The organism is Desulfovibrio simplex, assembly GCF_055387835.1.
This window is the reverse complement of sequence record NZ_AP042377.1, coordinates 2,060,454-2,075,977: the sequence shown is the minus strand read 5'-3', so window position 1 is coordinate 2,075,977 and position 15,524 is coordinate 2,060,454. Positions and strand designations below refer to the sequence as shown.

Here is a 15,524-nt window from a genome sequence, read left to right as displayed (position 1 = left end):
CCAAGTATGCGATTGCATACAAATTTAAGCTGTCAATTATTGTCTATGACATAGCTGTCTAATATGAAATAAAATGGCCCTGGCAGAGGCTGGAACTCCGGGTCAGCTGGGCAGAATATATAGAGACAAGCAAAAAAGAAATGGGTAAGAATATAATTAAATATTTAATATTATAAGAAAAAATAAGTTAGATCGCAATATGAATTATAGTGCTGTTTCAAAGTGAAATTGCACTGGCGGCTGCGGGCGCGGGCGGCCGCCGTGGAGGCGCAAGAGCGGTTCATATGCATTGCACAGCGGCGGAGCGGGCGTCTGCTTCCGTTGCGAAAAGATATGCTCAAAGATGCGTTGTTCTTGTGGAGAATTATCATGAAAACAGCCGGAACCCTTTCAGGTTCCGGCTGGATTGCACGGCATGCAGATGTTTGCGCCTGTTTTGCTATTCGCCGGCTCTGGCTGCCTGATATTCGGCGACTACTTTTTCCACCACAGGTTGCGGCGCTTCTTCATAATGGGCAAACTCCATGGTGAAAAAGCCCTGGCCGCCCGTCATTGAGCGCAAATCGGGCGCGTAGCGCAGCACTTCGCTCATGGGCACATGGGCCTTTATTTCTGTGCTGCCACCCTGTGAATCAGAGCCGAGCACCTTGCCCCTGCGTGAAGACAGGTCGCCAATGACGTCGCCCATGCTTTCGTCCGGCACGGACACTGTCAGCAGCACAATGGGTTCCAGCAGCACAGCCTTGAGGGTTTCCATGGCTTTTTTAAATGCCAGAGAGCCTGCCACCTTGAACGCCATTTCAGAGGAGTCCACAGTGTGGTAACTGCCGTCATAAACCTTGGCGCGGAAGTCCACCACCTGGCAACCAGCCAGAAAGCCGCGTGCCGCTGCTTCCTGTATGCCCTTGTCAATGGCGGGAATATACTGGCGGGGCACAACGCCGCCCACAATGGCGTCTTCAAACTGATAGCCGGAACCACGCGGCAGCCCTTCCATCTCAATCCAGCAGTCGCCAAACTGTCCACGACCGCCAGACTGCTTTTTATGGCGGCCCTGCACCTGGCATTTGCCGCGCACGGTTTCACGGTACGGAACCTTGGGGGTCTTGAGGATAATATCCACCTTGAAGCGGCGTTTGGCTTTTTCAACCGAAAGCTCGATGTGCAGCTGCCCCATGCCCGAAAGCAGAATGTCGCCGTTTTCTCCATCACGGCCGAGCTTCAGGGTCACATCTTCGTCCAGCAGACGCTGCATGGCCGCATACACCTTGTCTTCCTCGCCTTTTTCCTTGGGGGCCAGGGCGTAGGTGATGAGTTGGGGCGGCAGCTGCGGCATGGGCAGTACAAAGGGAGATTTTTCGTCGCACAGGGTGTCGCCGGTGCGGGTGTTTTTGAGCTTGGCCACGGCCACAATGGCGCCGGGGCCCACGGGCTCCTTGCAGGGAGTCTGGTTTTTCCCAGTCAGGTACAGCATGCTGCCCAGGCGTTCATTATCCTCGGTGCGCATGTTTTTAAGGTTCACGTCGCCATTGATGGTGCCCGAAAGGACACGAAGCAGCGTCAGCTGACCTGCAAAGGGGTCGGCCAGGGTTTTAAACGCAAAGCAGGCCACCGGGGCATCCGGGTCGGGAGAACGTGTTTCGCCGTTTTGGCCCTCAAAGGGGGGGCGGTCCAGGGGTGAGGGCAGCAGGGCCTCAATGGCCGCCAGCAGAGCCTGACCACCCTTGTTTTCGAGGGCGGAGCAGGTCAGTACGGGGGTCAGTTCACCCTTTACCACGCCGGAGCGCAAACCCGAGTGCAGGTCTTCCAGCGACAGGCTGCCTTCTTCAAGGTATTTTTCCATAAGGACTTCATCGCTCTCAGCGATGTTTTCCACGGTAATGTCGCGCAAAAGACTGACATCATCGGCCAGACCAGCGGGAATTTCCGCTTCGGCAAAATTGCCGTCAGCTTTAAACATGCGGGCCTTGCCCGAAAGCACGTCCGCCACGCCCAGAAAACTTTCGCCCTGCCGGATGGGCAGTTGCAGGGCCACCGGCTTGATGCCAAGGGAGGAAAGTCCGTCGAAGGTCATCTGAAAATCGGCGCGATCGCGGTCAAGCTTGTTGACCACGATCATGGCTGGCAGACCGGCCTGCCGCACTATGTTCCAAAATTTTTTGGCGAGAGGGCGCACGCCGTCCACGGCGTCCAGCACGAAAACCACACTGTCCACACCCTTGAGCAGGCATTCCATATCACCGGTAAAGTTGCCGTCACCGGGAATATCCAGCAAAAAGTGACGGTTTTTGTTCCACACATAGGTGGCGCACGCGGGCTGCACCGACCCGCGGCGGCGTATCTCTTCGGGCTCGTAATCAAGATTCGTGGTGCCGTCCTCGACGGCGCCCAGACGTGTGACGGCTCCGGCGTTGAACAGCAGCATCTCGGCCAGAGATGTTTTGCCGCAACCGCCGGTGCCGACGAGTGCAAAGGTGCGTTGCATTTCCAGTGGGGTAGGCATGGTTTTCTCCCTTAGTAAGCGATGTGGCGGGCGCGCGCGGCGCTAGCCGGGTGAACGAAACCAGGGAAGGAACGTGAGATCCCACGGAAGGGGCAGGGTCGCATGCCTTGAGGGCATGGTTCGCCCGGCAGCATCGGGCGGAATTTTCCGGAACGGGCCACCGGGCTGCGGCGGCCTGCGGGCATTTTCCGCTTGCGAGACTCTTGACGGTCCATGGGAAAAACGTGCGTTCCATATGCTATTATTGTCCACGATACATACTTGCCAAAAAAAAGGAAAGAGCCAGACGGGCTTAGAGATCTGGCCGCTTCTAAAAGGTGTGAAAGCCCTGCTTGACAGATGCCGTTGCTGCTGTGAAAATTTGCAGGATAAACCGGGCCTTGCCCGCGTGGAGGATATATGGCCTGGGAATGGGGCGCAGCTGGCGTAGTGCTGTTGATAGTCGTGGTATTTTGCGTGCGCCTCATGAAGCGCGGGCTCACCACGCTGGAGGACGAGCGCGCCCTGTGCGAAGAACGTATCCGCACCATGGAAGAGCAGATACGCCAGGACCAGAAAAATATGCCCTCCAGCGAACATCTCCATATTGCCCTGGCGGGATTGCGCGACATGCTGCGTCTGGCCGGCTATCCTTCGGGATTCTGGCTTGAGGTGCAGGAGCGTGCCCGCGGCGCGGCCAGCGAAAAGGCCCTGGTGCTGCACACGCCTGACGGGGACTGGCGCGTATGCCTGAGCATGCGCGAACGCCAGCTGCGGGCCGTGCACAAGGTAGCCCACGGGCAGAGCCGCTGGCACCTGCGTGGAGCAGGCGTGCATGAAGAATATGAGGATTTGCCCCGGCTCATGTGCGCCTTGCACAACCATTTGCGAAAGGGCGCAAGTTCCGCCAGCACGGGCCTGCAAACGCCTGGGGTTCTGGATCTGCCAGTGGCCGCCCCCGCCGGTCATACAGACGCCGCCAATGGACAGCAGGCCGTGCCGCCCGAAAAACCGCATCTTTTCCGCAGGTTTTCCGGGCGTTCAGCCCAAAAAGCCGTAACCCGCAAAAAAAGCCCTCCGCCCCCTCCGCTCAAGCTCGGCAGCCGCTGACAGAGAGCAATACTTTGTGGGAGAGTAAATACTTTTTAGGGAGAGGTTTTGTGGGGGAGGGACCCTTTTGTAAAAGGGTCTCCTCCCCCACGCCCCCACCCCCTAAAACTCTTTTTATAGCAGTTTTCGAATGAAATGAGCTAGAGCTCCGCAAGGATTTCAGGAAAATCCTTGTCTCGAAATGCGAACAGGCAGGCTTTTGCCTGCCGTACACGAGCATTACAAGTGCTAAATGCGCTAGCAGTCCGTCTGGTCCTGTGACGACTGCCTGGACGCAACCGCGCCGCAAATATGCCCCGCCGCCGAATATCGCGGCAGTCTTGAATGTTAAGGCTGTGTGAATGCCGCGGCTGTGGGGGCTGTAGCTGCGGCAAGGGCTGTCGCCCGCTGCGTGCGACCCAAAAGGCCGAAGCCCCCTCAAGAATGCTATAAAGCGCTCGTCATGATTTCTTGCAGAGCGTCTTGCGGCAGACTGCCGATGGGCACAAGAGGATTGGGGGGAGAGTCATAGGCGGCAATGGATTTTTCAAACCAGCCCACATCGTGCCATTTGCCGTTCTTGTACCCGGCATTGGTATACGTTCCCACAGTGCGGAAGCCCAGTGACCTGTGCAGGGCCTCGCTCCTTGCATTGGGCAGGGTAACGCAGCCGTACACGTTTCTGACCTCCTGCAACGCAAGCATTCGGATGAGGATGCCGTACAGGCGTTTGCCCAGCCCTTTGGACGTCGACGCCGTGTCAAGATAGACGGAAAGTTCGGCATTCCACTGATAGGCCTGGCGTTCCATATGCCTGTGGGCGTAGGCGTAGCCGACAATGCTGTCGCCCTCTTCACAGACAATGTAGGGGTAGCAGCTGGAAATACTGGCGATCCGGCCCGCGAACTCCCGCTCTGAAGGCAGGACGCATTCAAAGGTGATGGGCGTTGCTATGTACTGGGCATAAATGGCTAAAAGCGCTCGGCTGTCTGCTGGCGCGGCAAATCTTATGGCCGTCATACTGTTCTCCCTGACTGAAAATGACGCGGTTGGCCGTGCTGTCCGGCAGGCCAGGGCCGGGAATCTCACGTTAAAATCTCTCTGGCATCTGCCTGTGCTGTGACCGAATCATGTTGCGCTGCTGTGATGCCTTGAAGACGCCGCTTCTGCAACCCCCGCCTGGATCAAAAAATCCATTGTGTCATCAGCGAGTTATACTAAGAGTTTTAGGGGGAGGGGGTGTGGGGGAGGGACCCTTTTGCAAAAGGATCCCTCCCCCACAAAGCCTTTCAACATATTTCAACATAACACCTCACGCCACTCCTCACGCCGGGGCGAAGGCCGCGCGCTGCTCCCTGATGACAGTTTTTTGCCGATTTGTTAACCTGCCTTCAAAGTACAGCCATGCACAGTCACTTGACCCGTCAGCAACTGGAAGCCCTTACCCTGCGCTGGGAGCACTGGGAGGCAGAAGCGGCCACGACAGCGCAAAAAATTGCGCGGGCGCGGCTGCACCTGCTGTTTCTACTGTTCCGGTATGGCGGGCTGCGGCTTGGCGAGGCCCTGACATTTGAGCCCCGCGCCGCCATAGACACCATCACGGGCATGATGCGCGTGCCCGGCCCCAATGCCCGCGAGCTGTTGCTGCCTTTGAGCGCCATGCGGCATATCCGTCGGATTCTCAGTCTGCCGCAAGCTGGCGAACCAGATTTTCTGCGTTTTGACCAGGCCTTTGTGCGCAAAAAATTCTATGCCGTTGGCAAGACAATGGGCCTGCCTTCGGCCGTGCTTGGGCCACGCGCCATACGGTATTCCAGAGGGCTGGAGCTTCTTGATCTGCACGTGCCCATGTCGCTGGTGCAAAAATTTCTCGGGCAGCAGGATACGGCCCAACTGGCGGCCTTTTTGAATTTTTCCGATGGTCAGGCGCGGAAAATGCTCAGCGCGCAGGCCCAGGATCGCAGGGCCTCACGACAGGTACAGGCCGCCGACGATGATGCCACAAACCTGTTCTGGGGCATTGTCAGCGGCATTCAAACGGGCATGCGAAAAATCCATGTGGAAGTAACGACGTTTTCTGATGTGCGCCTGACGGCCTCCTGCACCCATGAGCAGGCAGGTCTGCTGGAAGTGCACGAAAACCAGGTGCTCAGCGCCCGTGTTGATCCTGAGCGCGTGGCGCTTTCCGCCGAGCGCATCCAGACAAGCCTGGGCAACTGCGCGCGCTGCGTAGTGGAAAGCCTGCACGCCGACGCTGTGGAAACCTTCGTGTGCCTGAGCCTGCCGGATGGCACGACTCTGCGCGCCACGGTGGAAACACCGGCGGTCACAAAACTGCATCTTGCCGAAGGCAGAAAAATCTTCGCGTATTTTCCCACAAGCGCCGTGACCCTGCTGGCGGACTAGATGTAATTTCTGGATGTAATTTTATGGTGGAATATTCTGTGGGGGAGGGACCCTTTTGCAAAAGGGTCCCTCCCCCACGCCCCCACCCCCTAAAACTCTTATTGTACTTTAGTAGACTATAGAGTGTGTTGTGATTTTTTGGGGGGCCAAAGACAGAGTCTTCCAGTCATCACGTCAGATCAACGGGTATCTGTTCCAGCGGCTCATTATCATAAGGTTTTGCCCGATCCTCTCGAAACATCCCCGCAGCCTTTTCTCGCAAATTTCTGAAAACATCCGGCCATGCTGACCGCTGCCGACATGCCTGTGGCTGTAAAGCCGGGGCCTTACGTCCGGCCGCATCTTTCATATCACGTTTTTTGATGATACCGTGATGATTATAATGTAATGGCATGACGCTGCCTTCGGGCAACAAAATATCTTTAACAGGAGTTTTTCATGTTCCGTATTTCTGAAATGTTCCGTGCGTCACGTTTCGCTCTGGCCGCCTGCCTGCTGGGCTCGCTGGCCCTGGCCCCCGCCGCTCAGGCTGCGGATACGCTCATGATGGCCACCACCACCAGCACCCAGGACTCCGGCCTGCTGGAATATCTTGAGCCCATTTTCAAAAAAGAAACGGGCATCGAACTCAAATGGGTGGCCGTTGGCACGGGCAAGGCGCTTGAGATCGCCAAAAACTGCGACGCTGACGTGCTGCTGGTGCATGCCCCGGCGAGCGAGCTGGAATTTGTCAAAGCCGGGCACGGCATTGACCGTCGTCAGGTCATGTACAATGACTTTGTCATTGTGGGACCCGCCTCTGACCCGGCCAAGGTAAAGGGAAAAAGCACTGTTGAGGCGCTTGGCGGCATTTTTGCCGCCAAGGCGGGCTTTGTGAGCCGTGGCGACCAGTCCGGCACCCACAAGGCCGAAGAAAAGCTCTGGAAGCAGGCCCAGATCATGCCCGACAAGGATTCCAAATATTTTTCCGCTGGTCAGGGCATGATCGCCACGCTGAACATGGCCGCCGAAAAGCAGGCCTATGCGCTGACCGACCGTGGAACCTGGATCACCTTTGCCGACAAGATGGGCGACAAGAACCCTCTGGTCATCATTGTTGAGGGGGACAAGGCGCTTTTCAACCAGTACAGCGTCATTTCGGTCAATCCCGCCCAGTGCCCCAAGGTCAAAAAGGACCTGGCGCAGAAGTTTGAAGACTGGTGGGTGGCCCCTGCCACACAGCAAAAGATTGCGGACTACAAGCTCAAGGGCAAACAGCTCTTCTTCCCCAACGCCGGCAAATAGCTGACGTCGTTCGCGGCGCGGGCGCGGGGGAGCTTCCACCGCGCTTGCGCCGCGAGTCTGCCCCCCTCATTTCAGGAATTTTCGGGCATTCGTATGGACTATCTGGTCAATGGTTTTTCCAGCGCGCTTTCTCTTCTTGCGCATATGGATGCGGCCACCCTGTCCGCCATCTACGCGACGCTGCTGTCCACATGCTATGCCATGGCGGCGGCCTTGCTTCTGGGTCTGCCCACGGGGTTTGTCCTCGGCTACTGCTCCTTTCCCGGCAAGCGCGCCCTGCGTCTTGTTTCAGACACGCTCCTGGCTTTTCCCACCGTGCTCATCGGCCTGCTGGTCTATGCCTTCATAACGGCGCGCGGCCCACTGGGGCAGTACGGGCTCTTGTTCACGCTGCCGGGCATGGCCGTGGGGCAGGCGGTGCTCGCCTTGCCCATTGTGGTGTCCTGGACGGCGCAGGCGGTGGAAAGCCTTGACCCGCGCTGCCGCGAAACCCTGCTGACGCTGGGGGCCAATGCCCGTCAGGTCACGGCGCTTTCGCTGTGGGAGTGCCGGTATTCCATCGGCATGGTCTGCATAACCGCTTTCGGGCGGGTCATCACCGAGGTGGGCGTCGCCATGATGCTTGGGGGCAACATCCGCTATGCCACCCGCACAATGACCACAGCCATAGCGCTTGAGACCAGCAAGGGCGATTTTGCCCAGGGCATAGCGCTCGGCCTCATTTTGCTGCTCATGGCCTTTGTCATCAATCTTGTGCTGGCCTTTTTCCGCCACAGGGAACGGGCATGAGCGAACTGCTGTATGAAGGACGCGACCTTGTGCAGGTTTACGGAGGCCGCAAGGTTCTGGACATGCCCCTGCTTGAGGTGCGCGAGGGTGAAGCCGTGGCCCTGACCGGGCCCAACGGCTGCGGAAAATCCACCCTGCTGCGGCTGCTGGCTTTTCTTGAGCGCCCGGTCTCGGGCGAACTGCGCTATGCCGGGGCGGGCAATGGCAGGCGTGAGGCAACCCTGCTGCTGCAGGACCCCTATTTGCTGCGCATGAGCGTTTTCAGCAATGTGGTGCTGGGCCTGCGGCTGCGGCATGACGCGGCATCACAGAAGTTTGTGTATGAGCAGTGCATGCGCGCGGCAGGTTTTGACAATCCCTGGGATTTCGCGGATCGCGGCCCCGGTGAACTTTCGGGCGGGGAGCGTCAGCGGATCGCCCTGGCTTCGCGGCTGGCGTTGCGGCCCAAAGTGCTTTTGCTTGACGAACCCACTGCCAATGTGGACGCATCCAGCGCCCGAGCCATGGTCCGCGCCATTGAGAACTGCCGCAGCCAAGGCGCGACCGTGGTTTGCGCCACGCACGATCCGGCCCTGATCCGCACGCTGGGAGCACGCGAGATACCGTTGGGCAGACACTGGAACGAAGTGGCCTGATTTTTGCGCCAGGAGTGTTCTGATCATTCGCATCTTGAAAAGTCTGACGGCTCGTGGCCTGAGGCCCGCCTGTGGGCGGCAGCGCGGCTTGAGCATGAGGGCGGCAATCTACGGCTGCTTCCCGCCCTGAAATTTTTTGGGCGTCACGCCGAATTTTTTTCTGAATTCCTCACTGAAGTGGCTCAGGCTCTGATAGCCGATATGCACGCCCGCCTCCGTAACGCTCATTATGCCCGAAGCCAGCAGATCCCGCGCCATTTCCAGCCGGTAGTTCCTGAAGTATTCAAACACCGGCATGCCGAACACCTGCTTGAAACCGTACTTGAGCTTTTTTTCGTTTATTCCGGCCATTCTGGCCAGCTGCGCCATGGAGGGGGGATTTTCCATATCCTGTAGCAGAATCTCCCTGGCGTCCCTGACGCGGCTTACGTCCGATGCCGCGAGTCTGGGCACAGGCCGGGAGGCATCAAGGTCAAGATACTCTGAAAGCTGCATGCCCATGAGTTCAAGGGCGCGCGCCTCCAGATGCATTTTGCGCAGCGGCCCGGCATAGGCGGCTCCCAGTATGTCAGCCACGATGCGCATTTTTTGCGGGCATTGCCTGCCTGTCCACTGAAAGGCAGCATTTTTTCCGGATATGGCGTCCGCCAGCCCCGTGGGCAGTTTTGCCCGTTCCAGTTCAAGATATCCCTCAAGAAATTCCGGTGTCACAAGGATGCTCAGCCGCTGCATGCCGCCCCTGCAGTCCAGAATGCCGCTGGTTTCCGGCAGGTAGGTGATGCGGTTGCTGCCGCCAGTATGCACGCAACGGGTATGCCTGAGCGCACCGTCCACGTATTTGCAGCAGTTCAATCCCGCAAGCATGAAGCCGAAAATCACTGGAGAGTGGGCGATGGCAAACTCCGTGCGGCAACAGGCCGACGCGGGCACCTGGGCGAATTGCAACGCCAGCCCCGGCTTGAGCGGCAGGGCAGCGGCGCCTGCCATCCGGTACACGTTTGAAGCGGCAAAAGCCGCCGCATCCTGCTTATGGTTCATGGCGCATGGTTAAACCCCTTCCCCTCGGGGGGCAGTTTTTGACCCTTGAAGGGTTAGCCCGACTGATGTGTGTAGTGTATTGAAAAGTACATTCAATTTCAACATCGGGCAGGACGATAAATCATGCGCTACTTTACCCTGTATTTTTCGGCCGTTGTGTTGTGCCTGGGCGTATCGGCGGTATCGGCGGCGTCAGCGCTCCCGGCAGAAACCACGCCAAAAAGCCCTGATTACACGCTGGACGCCATCACTGTTACCGCCACGAAACGGGAGCAGAAGGTCAAGGACATTGCCACAAGCATTTCCACCGCCACAGACATTGACCTTGAAAACACCACTTCCCAGACGCTGAAAGATGCGACTAGGCTTTTCCCCAATGTGCATATGAAGAGCACCACTTCGGGCAATGAAATCGTCATCCGTGGGTTTTCCACCTGGGATACGGCTCTGCAATCTCCGGCCGGGTTGTACGTGGACGAGATACCCTATCCGCTTTCCTACATGCAGAACCTGTATCTTATGGATATGGAGCGCGCCGAGGTGCTGCGCGGCCCCCAGGGAACCCTGTTCGGGCAGAACAGCGAATCCGGCGTGGTCAATCTGGTGCGCCGCGTGCCCGACGACACCAAAAGGGCGCATATTTTTACCGAAGGGGGCACATACAACACTTACCGTCTGGGGGCGTCAGCATCCGCGCCTGTTCTTGAGGACAAGGTCTATTTTTCCGGCAGTTTTTTGCGCCATCAGAGCGATGGCTATGTGGAAAACCTGTACAAGGACAGCACCCGCGCCGCGCGCAATGATGCCACTTCCGGGCGCGGCATGTTGCGCTTTACGCCAACGGAGAGGGTGGACCTGCGCCTTTCGCTGGACGCCTCGCGCCAGGATGTGGGCGTGGGTGCCATGCGCATGGATACGGGCCCCTACCGGTCCGACAGATGGGAAGTGCGCTCCAACGCCGCCGACTCGTCTTCCGCAACCTTTACCTTGCCCGCGCTGGTGGCCAGCTATACGGGCGACGCGGCCAAGCTTACGTCCATAACAAGCTATATGGCCTACAATTACGACATGAAGAGCGACATCGACCGGACCCCGCTGCCCACAGGTATTTCAGACATGCAGATCGACCAGCGCAACTTTACGCAGGAACTGCGGCTGGCTTCGGTTCGCACGTCGCGACTGTCCTGGGTGACGGGGGTGTTCGTGGGGGCTTCGCGCACAAAAACCGATATGGATCGCCTGATGCAGCGGGCCGTGGCAACCTCGTACCTGCATACGGATTATACCAGCGACACCCAGGCGCTCTTCGGCCAGGGCACGTGGTCCATCATGGACGCCTTGCGGCTGACCGTGGGCCTGCGCGCGGAAAATACCCGCCTCAACGGTGAGCAGACGTACCGCAACTCGGCCGTGCGGCGCAGCTACGCAAAGGACGTGACCTTTACGGAACTGCTGCCCATGGCGTCACTTTCTTGGGACGCCACAGCCAACATAACGCCGTACATTTCCTGGTCGCAGGGCTATCTGCCCGGTGGATTCAACATTTTTTCCGCCAGCAACCGGGGCAATTTCTATTATGAGCCGGAATACAGCACCAACTATGAGGCGGGGTTCAAGACGCACTGGCTCAATGACAAGCTGCTGGCCAACGTGTCCGCCTTTTATTCCACCATTCGCGACAAACAGGTGCGTGAAGAAGACCCCACGGGCGGCGTGGGCACCTGGAAGTTCACCAACTCCGCACAGGCACATTCGTCGGGTTTTGAGGCCGAGGTAAAGGCCTATCCGCTTGCCGGGCTGGAATTGCGCGGCGGCGTCGGGTACGCCCGCTCGGTCATTGACGACTGGACCACCACCGTCAACGGCGTAAAAAAGGACTTCAGCGGCAAACGCCTGCCCTGGGCCCCGGACCTGACCTACAATATCGGCGTTGGCTACACGCATGAAACCGGCCTGTTCGCGCAGGTGGACGTGTTTGGAGCGGGCAAGCAGTATTTCGACGCCGAGAACAACCTCAGCGATCCCGGCTATCGGACCGTCAACGCGCAGGTGGGCTATTACGGCGATAATTGGGACGTTTCGCTGTGGGGCAAGAACATCCTGGATGCCCGCTACGCCACCAAAAAGCTGATCAGCAGCGGCCAGACCATTGTGGAAGACGGCGCGCCCATGACCTTTGGCGTTACTGTGGGATGGAGATTCTAGGCATGACCGCACATCATAACAATCCTGCGGAAGAACTGCCTTTCGCCTCTTTGACCGACTGGCTGGTGGCCCCGGTGCGCACGGCGTTGCTCAGCCTGGCCCTGGAACTGGAACTGCCGGACATTCTGGCGGAAGCGCACAGTTTGTCCGACATTGCGACGTGCCTGAAAAAAAACTGCGGCCGTGTGGCAGATGCATCCCGCCTGGCAAGCCTTATGGACGGCATGGTCGCAGCCGGCCTGGCCTGCAAGCAAGACGACGCGTACAGCAACAGCGCCTTGGCAGGGGAGTATCTGCGCAAGGAGTCGCCCGTCTATCTGGGGGGACTTGTGACGTCGCTGTCGGGCATGCAGTATCGTAATCTGCCTTGCCTGCGCGAAAGGCTTTTTGACGAAGAGCCCCACCCTGCGGTGAACCCCGAAATCAGACTGAGCGACGAGCAGCACTGGAGGCGCTCACTGGCAGGCCTTGCGTCCTATCAGAAAGCGGGCGCTGCGGACTTGCTGGCCCGGCTGATTGCGGGGCTTCCCGGTGCGGAGGGTTTTTCGTCCATGCTGGATCTGGGGTGCGGGCCGGGAATCACGGCCTTGCGCGCGGCCACACTCTTGCCGGAACTGCACGTCACGCTCTGCGATTTTTCGCCGGTGCTGGACATGGCCAGGGCAGAAGCCGCAGCCTGCGGCATGTCCGACCGTGTTGAGTTGCATCCCGGCGATTTCAACATTGTGGCGCTGGGCCATGACCACGATCTCATCTGGGCCTGCCAGAGCCTGTACTATGCCAAGGATCTGCCTGCGTTCCTGAAAAGGGTGCAGGCCGCGCTGCGCCCTGGCGGGCTGTTTGTCAGCGTGCATGAGGGCGTGCGCGAAGGCGTGGCCCCGGAGGTTCTCGTTCTTTCGCGTCTTTCACTGGCCATGGAGGGTCAGGATGTGTCCCTGAGGCACGGGCAGATGGCCGCCGCCGCCACCGGGGCCGGGCTGGAGCGCGTTATGGGGCGGAGCGTTCCCATGCTATTTGGCGATGCGGAACTGGAAGTGTTCAGAAAACCGCTCAGGGCCGTTACGGGGAGTGAGTCATGAAGGCGTGGGCCATGCTGGCGGCGTGCGCACTTGTTGTGACAGGGTGGACCGCTTCGGCGCTTCCAGACATGGCAAATCCGGCAGTACGAGCAGGACAGGTGAATGGGGCGGAACCCGCAGTTGCTCGCTCAAGCGCGAATTTGCGGCTGGCTGCGCCGCTGGTGCCGCAGGCGGTTCCCCTGCTGATCGCCGGGGAGAGTGAGTTATTCCAGAAGGCCGGGGTTGGGGCGTCTTTCAGTCTTTGGCGTTCGCCTGAGCAATTGCGCGCCCTTGTGGCCAACGGTCAGGTCGATGCCGTGGTGGCGGCTTTGCCAACCGCGGCGGTTCTGGCGCGGCGCGGCGTACCCATCGTGGTGCTGGCCGTCTACGCCGCTCCTCTGTGGCTGGTGGGGCTGCCTGACCTTGTACGAGAGGGCGAGCAGCCTCTTGATACGCTCCGGCGGCTGATGGACAAAGAAATTCTGTTGTCGTTCGGCCCCGGCAACATGCCGGAACTGGCCCTGCGGGTACTGGTTGCACAGGGTAGTCTTGACTGCCCCCTGCGCCACTGCGGCAGCGCGCTTGAAGCGGTCAATCTGCTGCGCCTCGGCCAGGCGGGCACGGCTCTTTTGCCGGAGCCTTCCGCCTCTCTGGCCACTGCCGGAGGAGGTATTGTCCGGCTGCTGGATCTGCGCGAGGCGTGGTCGGCAGCCTTTCCCGATTATGCGGACATGCCCACGGCCTGCCTTATGGCCGTGGGGGCGACGGCGCGTGATCCGGCCCTGCGCGTGCTGCTGCGTCAGGGCTTTGTGGCGGGCATGCGCGAAATGGAGAACAATCCGCAGGCCAGCCTCATGACAGCGAAGCGGCATAGCCCGGAATTGGGCGTTGTGCTGGAATGCGCCGCAACCGTAGAACAACCTTTTATGTCCTCTTCAGTTCTTGTGGGTGAACGCGGCAAAAAGGCTGCGCTTTTCATGCTGCAACGCCTGCTGGAACTGAGTCCGGCTTCTGTGGGCGGCAGCCTGCCGGCAAACGATTTTTGGGATATGGGTCGTGAAGAATAATCCGAGGATAATGAAACTGCGGCGCAGTCTGCTGTGGCGTCTGCTTGGATGTGTGCTTTTTCTGGGCGCATGGCAATGGGTCGCTGCTTGCGGCGGCGGGCTGGCGCTGGCTTCGCCTCTGGAAACCTGGTTTGCGCTGGTTGATCTGGCTGCACAGCCCTGGTTCTGGACGCAAGGCATGCTGCCCACCCTTGGGCGGGTGCTGGCCGGATTCGGGATGGGGCTTTTGGCCGGGGGACTGCTGGGGTGGATTGCCGGAATCTATCCGGAGGCGGCCCTGCTGCTGTTACCTTTTCGCTGGGTGCTTTCAAGCGTGCCGGGCGTTGTGCTGGTTATCCTGGCCATGCTCTGGTGCGGGGTGGGGTCAGGTATGATCATTCTGCTTGTGACACTCACGAGCGCCCCCACCATCTATATGGCGCTTCAGGAGGGGCTGGGCGCGGTTGATCCGGCGCTGTGCGAAATGGTGCGGGCCTACAGGGTTCCTTTACGCAAAAGGTTTACGGAACTCTATCTGCCGGCAGTGGCCGCGCCGCTGGTGTCAGCCTGCGTGGTGGCTCTGGGCGGCGGCATGCGCGTGGCAATTCTGGGGGAAACTCTCGGGGCCTCGCAGGGCCTCGGCTATACGCTGGCTCTGGCGCGGGCTGACCTTAACACGCCAGGACTGTATGCCGTGGCACTGGTCAGCATGCTGCTGGTCAGCGTCATTGAAGCTACGTTTCTGCGCTGCCTGCGCAAGAAACTGTGCGGGGGAGTGAGACCATGACCCCACTGACCCCACTGGCCCCTCTGGTAAGGCTTTGTGACGTTGGGCATCGTTTCGGCGAGCGTGTGGTGCTGCGCAACGTCAATTTTACGCTTGAGGCGGGCGGGTGCGTGGTGCTTACCGGGCCCAGCGGCGCGGGAAAATCCACGCTGACGCGCATTATGACTGGCCTGTTGCGCCCGCAGGAAGGGCTTGCGCACATCAATGTCCGGCGTGTGGGCTTTGTTTTTCAGGAGCCGCGTCTTCTGCCCTGGCGCACGGCCCTGCAAAACGTTCTTCTGCCCTGTGACGAGCAACAGCCGGAGGCAAGGCGCTACGCTCTTGAAATGCTGGAAGCCGTGGGCCTCTCCGGGGCGGCGTCCCTGCTGCCGGGCGAGTTGTCCGGCGGCATGCGGCAGCGGGTTTCTCTGGCTCGGGCCCTGGCGGTGCGCCCGGACCTTCTCATTCTGGACGAGCCGTTTACGGGATTGGACGGCCCCTTGCGCGAAGAAATGAAGGCGCTGATTGAAAGCCTGGTGGGCGCAGGCCAGACCGGGGCCGGCATGGCTGTGGTTCAGGTTGCGCACCATCATCAGGACATCCTGAGCCATGCCGGTGCGCAATTCCGGCTTGAGCGCGGCATGCTGACAGCAATGCCATCCATGCTGCTATAATCCGTCCGTGGCTGGTCGCTCTACGCGCAGGGGACGGGCGGCAAACCGGGCG

At 59.4% G+C, this 15,524-nt stretch carries 14 protein-coding genes; 10 read left to right on the top strand and 4 right to left on the bottom strand.

Annotation, left to right across the window (positions count from 1 at the left end):
• Positions 1 to 439: 439 nt before the first annotated feature.
• Positions 440 to 2,503: an elongation factor G gene (locus tag ACZ5DH_RS08525; RefSeq protein WP_464253900.1), complete on the bottom strand. Its 2,064-nt coding sequence runs from the start codon at positions 2,501 to 2,503 to the stop codon at positions 440 to 442.
• A gap of 399 nt (positions 2,504 to 2,902) precedes the next feature.
• On the opposite strand from ACZ5DH_RS08525, the gene ACZ5DH_RS08520 reads away from it, so the two are divergent.
• The gene (locus ACZ5DH_RS08520) at positions 2,903 to 3,592 is read left to right on the top strand and encodes a translation initiation factor IF-2 (RefSeq protein ID WP_464253899.1); all 690 of its coding nucleotides are present in this window, start codon (positions 2,903 to 2,905) and stop codon (positions 3,590 to 3,592) included.
• A gap of 426 nt (positions 3,593 to 4,018) precedes the next feature.
• Here the strand turns inward: ACZ5DH_RS08520 and ACZ5DH_RS08515 are convergent, their stop codons facing one another.
• Positions 4,019 to 4,591 (bottom strand): N-acetyltransferase family protein, encoded by a 573-nt coding sequence (locus tag ACZ5DH_RS08515; protein WP_464253898.1) that lies wholly within the window; start codon positions 4,589 to 4,591, stop codon positions 4,019 to 4,021.
• Positions 4,592 to 4,975: 384 nt separating this feature from the next.
• Between ACZ5DH_RS08515 and ACZ5DH_RS08510 the strand changes: the two genes are divergently transcribed.
• The gene (locus ACZ5DH_RS08510; protein ID WP_464253897.1) at positions 4,976 to 5,977 is read left to right on the top strand and encodes a TOBE domain-containing protein; all 1,002 of its coding nucleotides are present in this window, start codon (positions 4,976 to 4,978) and stop codon (positions 5,975 to 5,977) included.
• A 169-nt stretch (positions 5,978 to 6,146) separates the two neighbouring features.
• On the opposite strand, the gene ACZ5DH_RS08505 is transcribed toward ACZ5DH_RS08510, so the two are convergent.
• A complete protein-coding gene (locus ACZ5DH_RS08505) occupies positions 6,147 to 6,371 on the bottom strand; it encodes a hypothetical protein (protein ID WP_464253896.1) in 225 nt (74 codons plus the stop codon).
• 62 nt (positions 6,372 to 6,433) lie between these two features.
• Here ACZ5DH_RS08505 and ACZ5DH_RS08500 point away from each other — a divergent pair, with 62 nt between their 5' ends.
• The 3 genes from ACZ5DH_RS08500 to ACZ5DH_RS08490 all read left to right on the top strand — a co-directional run bounded on the left by ACZ5DH_RS08500 (position 6,434) and on the right by ACZ5DH_RS08490 (position 8,685).
• Positions 6,434 to 7,261, top strand: a complete 828-nt coding sequence (locus tag ACZ5DH_RS08500; protein ID WP_464256528.1) for an ABC transporter substrate-binding protein — start codon at positions 6,434 to 6,436, stop codon at positions 7,259 to 7,261.
• 93 nt (positions 7,262 to 7,354) lie between these two features.
• Positions 7,355 to 8,050 carry an ABC transporter permease gene (locus ACZ5DH_RS08495; RefSeq protein WP_464253895.1) on the top strand — a complete coding sequence of 232 codons (696 nt, stop codon included), beginning with the start codon at positions 7,355 to 7,357 and terminating at the stop codon, positions 8,048 to 8,050.
• Positions 8,047 to 8,685 carry an ABC transporter ATP-binding protein gene (locus ACZ5DH_RS08490; RefSeq protein ID WP_464253894.1) on the top strand — a complete coding sequence of 213 codons (639 nt, stop codon included), beginning with the start codon at positions 8,047 to 8,049 and terminating at the stop codon, positions 8,683 to 8,685. Before ACZ5DH_RS08495 ends, ACZ5DH_RS08490 begins: the two co-directional genes overlap by 4 nt.
• A 108-nt stretch (positions 8,686 to 8,793) precedes the next feature.
• Here the strand turns inward: ACZ5DH_RS08490 and ACZ5DH_RS08485 are convergent, their stop codons facing one another.
• Entirely contained in the window at positions 8,794 to 9,723 is a 930-nt protein-coding gene (locus ACZ5DH_RS08485; RefSeq protein WP_464253893.1) for a helix-turn-helix transcriptional regulator, read from the bottom strand.
• A gap of 123 nt (positions 9,724 to 9,846) precedes the next feature.
• Between ACZ5DH_RS08485 and ACZ5DH_RS08480 the strand changes: the two genes are divergently transcribed.
• The 5 genes from ACZ5DH_RS08480 to ACZ5DH_RS08460 are packed head-to-tail and all read left to right on the top strand — an operon-like array spanning position 9,847 to position 15,472.
• A complete protein-coding gene (locus tag ACZ5DH_RS08480; RefSeq protein WP_464253892.1) occupies positions 9,847 to 11,928 on the top strand; it encodes a TonB-dependent receptor in 2,082 nt (693 codons plus the stop codon).
• Between the two features lie 2 nt (positions 11,929 to 11,930).
• Entirely contained in the window at positions 11,931 to 13,007 is a 1,077-nt protein-coding gene (locus ACZ5DH_RS08475; protein ID WP_464253891.1) for a class I SAM-dependent methyltransferase, read from the top strand.
• The gene (locus tag ACZ5DH_RS08470; protein ID WP_464253890.1) at positions 13,004 to 14,053 is read left to right on the top strand and encodes an ABC transporter substrate-binding protein; all 1,050 of its coding nucleotides are present in this window, start codon (positions 13,004 to 13,006) and stop codon (positions 14,051 to 14,053) included. Before ACZ5DH_RS08475 ends, ACZ5DH_RS08470 begins: the two co-directional genes overlap by 4 nt.
• Positions 14,043 to 14,819 carry an ABC transporter permease gene (locus ACZ5DH_RS08465; RefSeq protein ID WP_464253889.1) on the top strand — a complete coding sequence of 259 codons (777 nt, stop codon included), beginning with the start codon at positions 14,043 to 14,045 and terminating at the stop codon, positions 14,817 to 14,819. Before ACZ5DH_RS08470 ends, ACZ5DH_RS08465 begins: the two co-directional genes overlap by 11 nt.
• Complete coding sequence (locus ACZ5DH_RS08460) at positions 14,816 to 15,472, top strand: ABC transporter ATP-binding protein (RefSeq protein WP_464253888.1); 657 nt, start codon at positions 14,816 to 14,818, stop codon at positions 15,470 to 15,472. Before ACZ5DH_RS08465 ends, ACZ5DH_RS08460 begins: the two co-directional genes overlap by 4 nt.
• The last annotated feature ends 52 nt before the right edge of the window (positions 15,473 to 15,524 follow it).

Coding starts and splice junctions, on each gene's coding strand:
- ACZ5DH_RS08515 (WP_464253898.1), bottom strand. CDS start 4,591: ATGACGGCCATAAGATTTGCCGCGCCAGCAGACAGCCGAGCGCTTTTA.
- ACZ5DH_RS08505 (WP_464253896.1), bottom strand. CDS start 6,371: ATGCCATTACATTATAATCATCACGGTATCATCAAAAAACGTGATATG.
- ACZ5DH_RS08470 (WP_464253890.1), top strand. CDS start 13,004: ATGAAGGCGTGGGCCATGCTGGCGGCGTGCGCACTTGTTGTGACAGGG.
- ACZ5DH_RS08520 (WP_464253899.1), top strand. CDS start 2,903: ATGGCCTGGGAATGGGGCGCAGCTGGCGTAGTGCTGTTGATAGTCGTG.
- ACZ5DH_RS08490 (WP_464253894.1), top strand. CDS start 8,047: ATGAGCGAACTGCTGTATGAAGGACGCGACCTTGTGCAGGTTTACGGA.
- ACZ5DH_RS08480 (WP_464253892.1), top strand. CDS start 9,847: ATGCGCTACTTTACCCTGTATTTTTCGGCCGTTGTGTTGTGCCTGGGC.
- ACZ5DH_RS08485 (WP_464253893.1), bottom strand. CDS start 9,723: ATGAACCATAAGCAGGATGCGGCGGCTTTTGCCGCTTCAAACGTGTAC.
- ACZ5DH_RS08495 (WP_464253895.1), top strand. CDS start 7,355: ATGGACTATCTGGTCAATGGTTTTTCCAGCGCGCTTTCTCTTCTTGCG.
- ACZ5DH_RS08500 (WP_464256528.1), top strand. CDS start 6,434: ATGTTCCGTGCGTCACGTTTCGCTCTGGCCGCCTGCCTGCTGGGCTCG.
- ACZ5DH_RS08475 (WP_464253891.1), top strand. CDS start 11,931: ATGACCGCACATCATAACAATCCTGCGGAAGAACTGCCTTTCGCCTCT.
- ACZ5DH_RS08460 (WP_464253888.1), top strand. CDS start 14,816: ATGACCCCACTGACCCCACTGGCCCCTCTGGTAAGGCTTTGTGACGTT.
- ACZ5DH_RS08510 (WP_464253897.1), top strand. CDS start 4,976: ATGCACAGTCACTTGACCCGTCAGCAACTGGAAGCCCTTACCCTGCGC.
- ACZ5DH_RS08525 (WP_464253900.1), bottom strand. CDS start 2,503: ATGCCTACCCCACTGGAAATGCAACGCACCTTTGCACTCGTCGGCACC.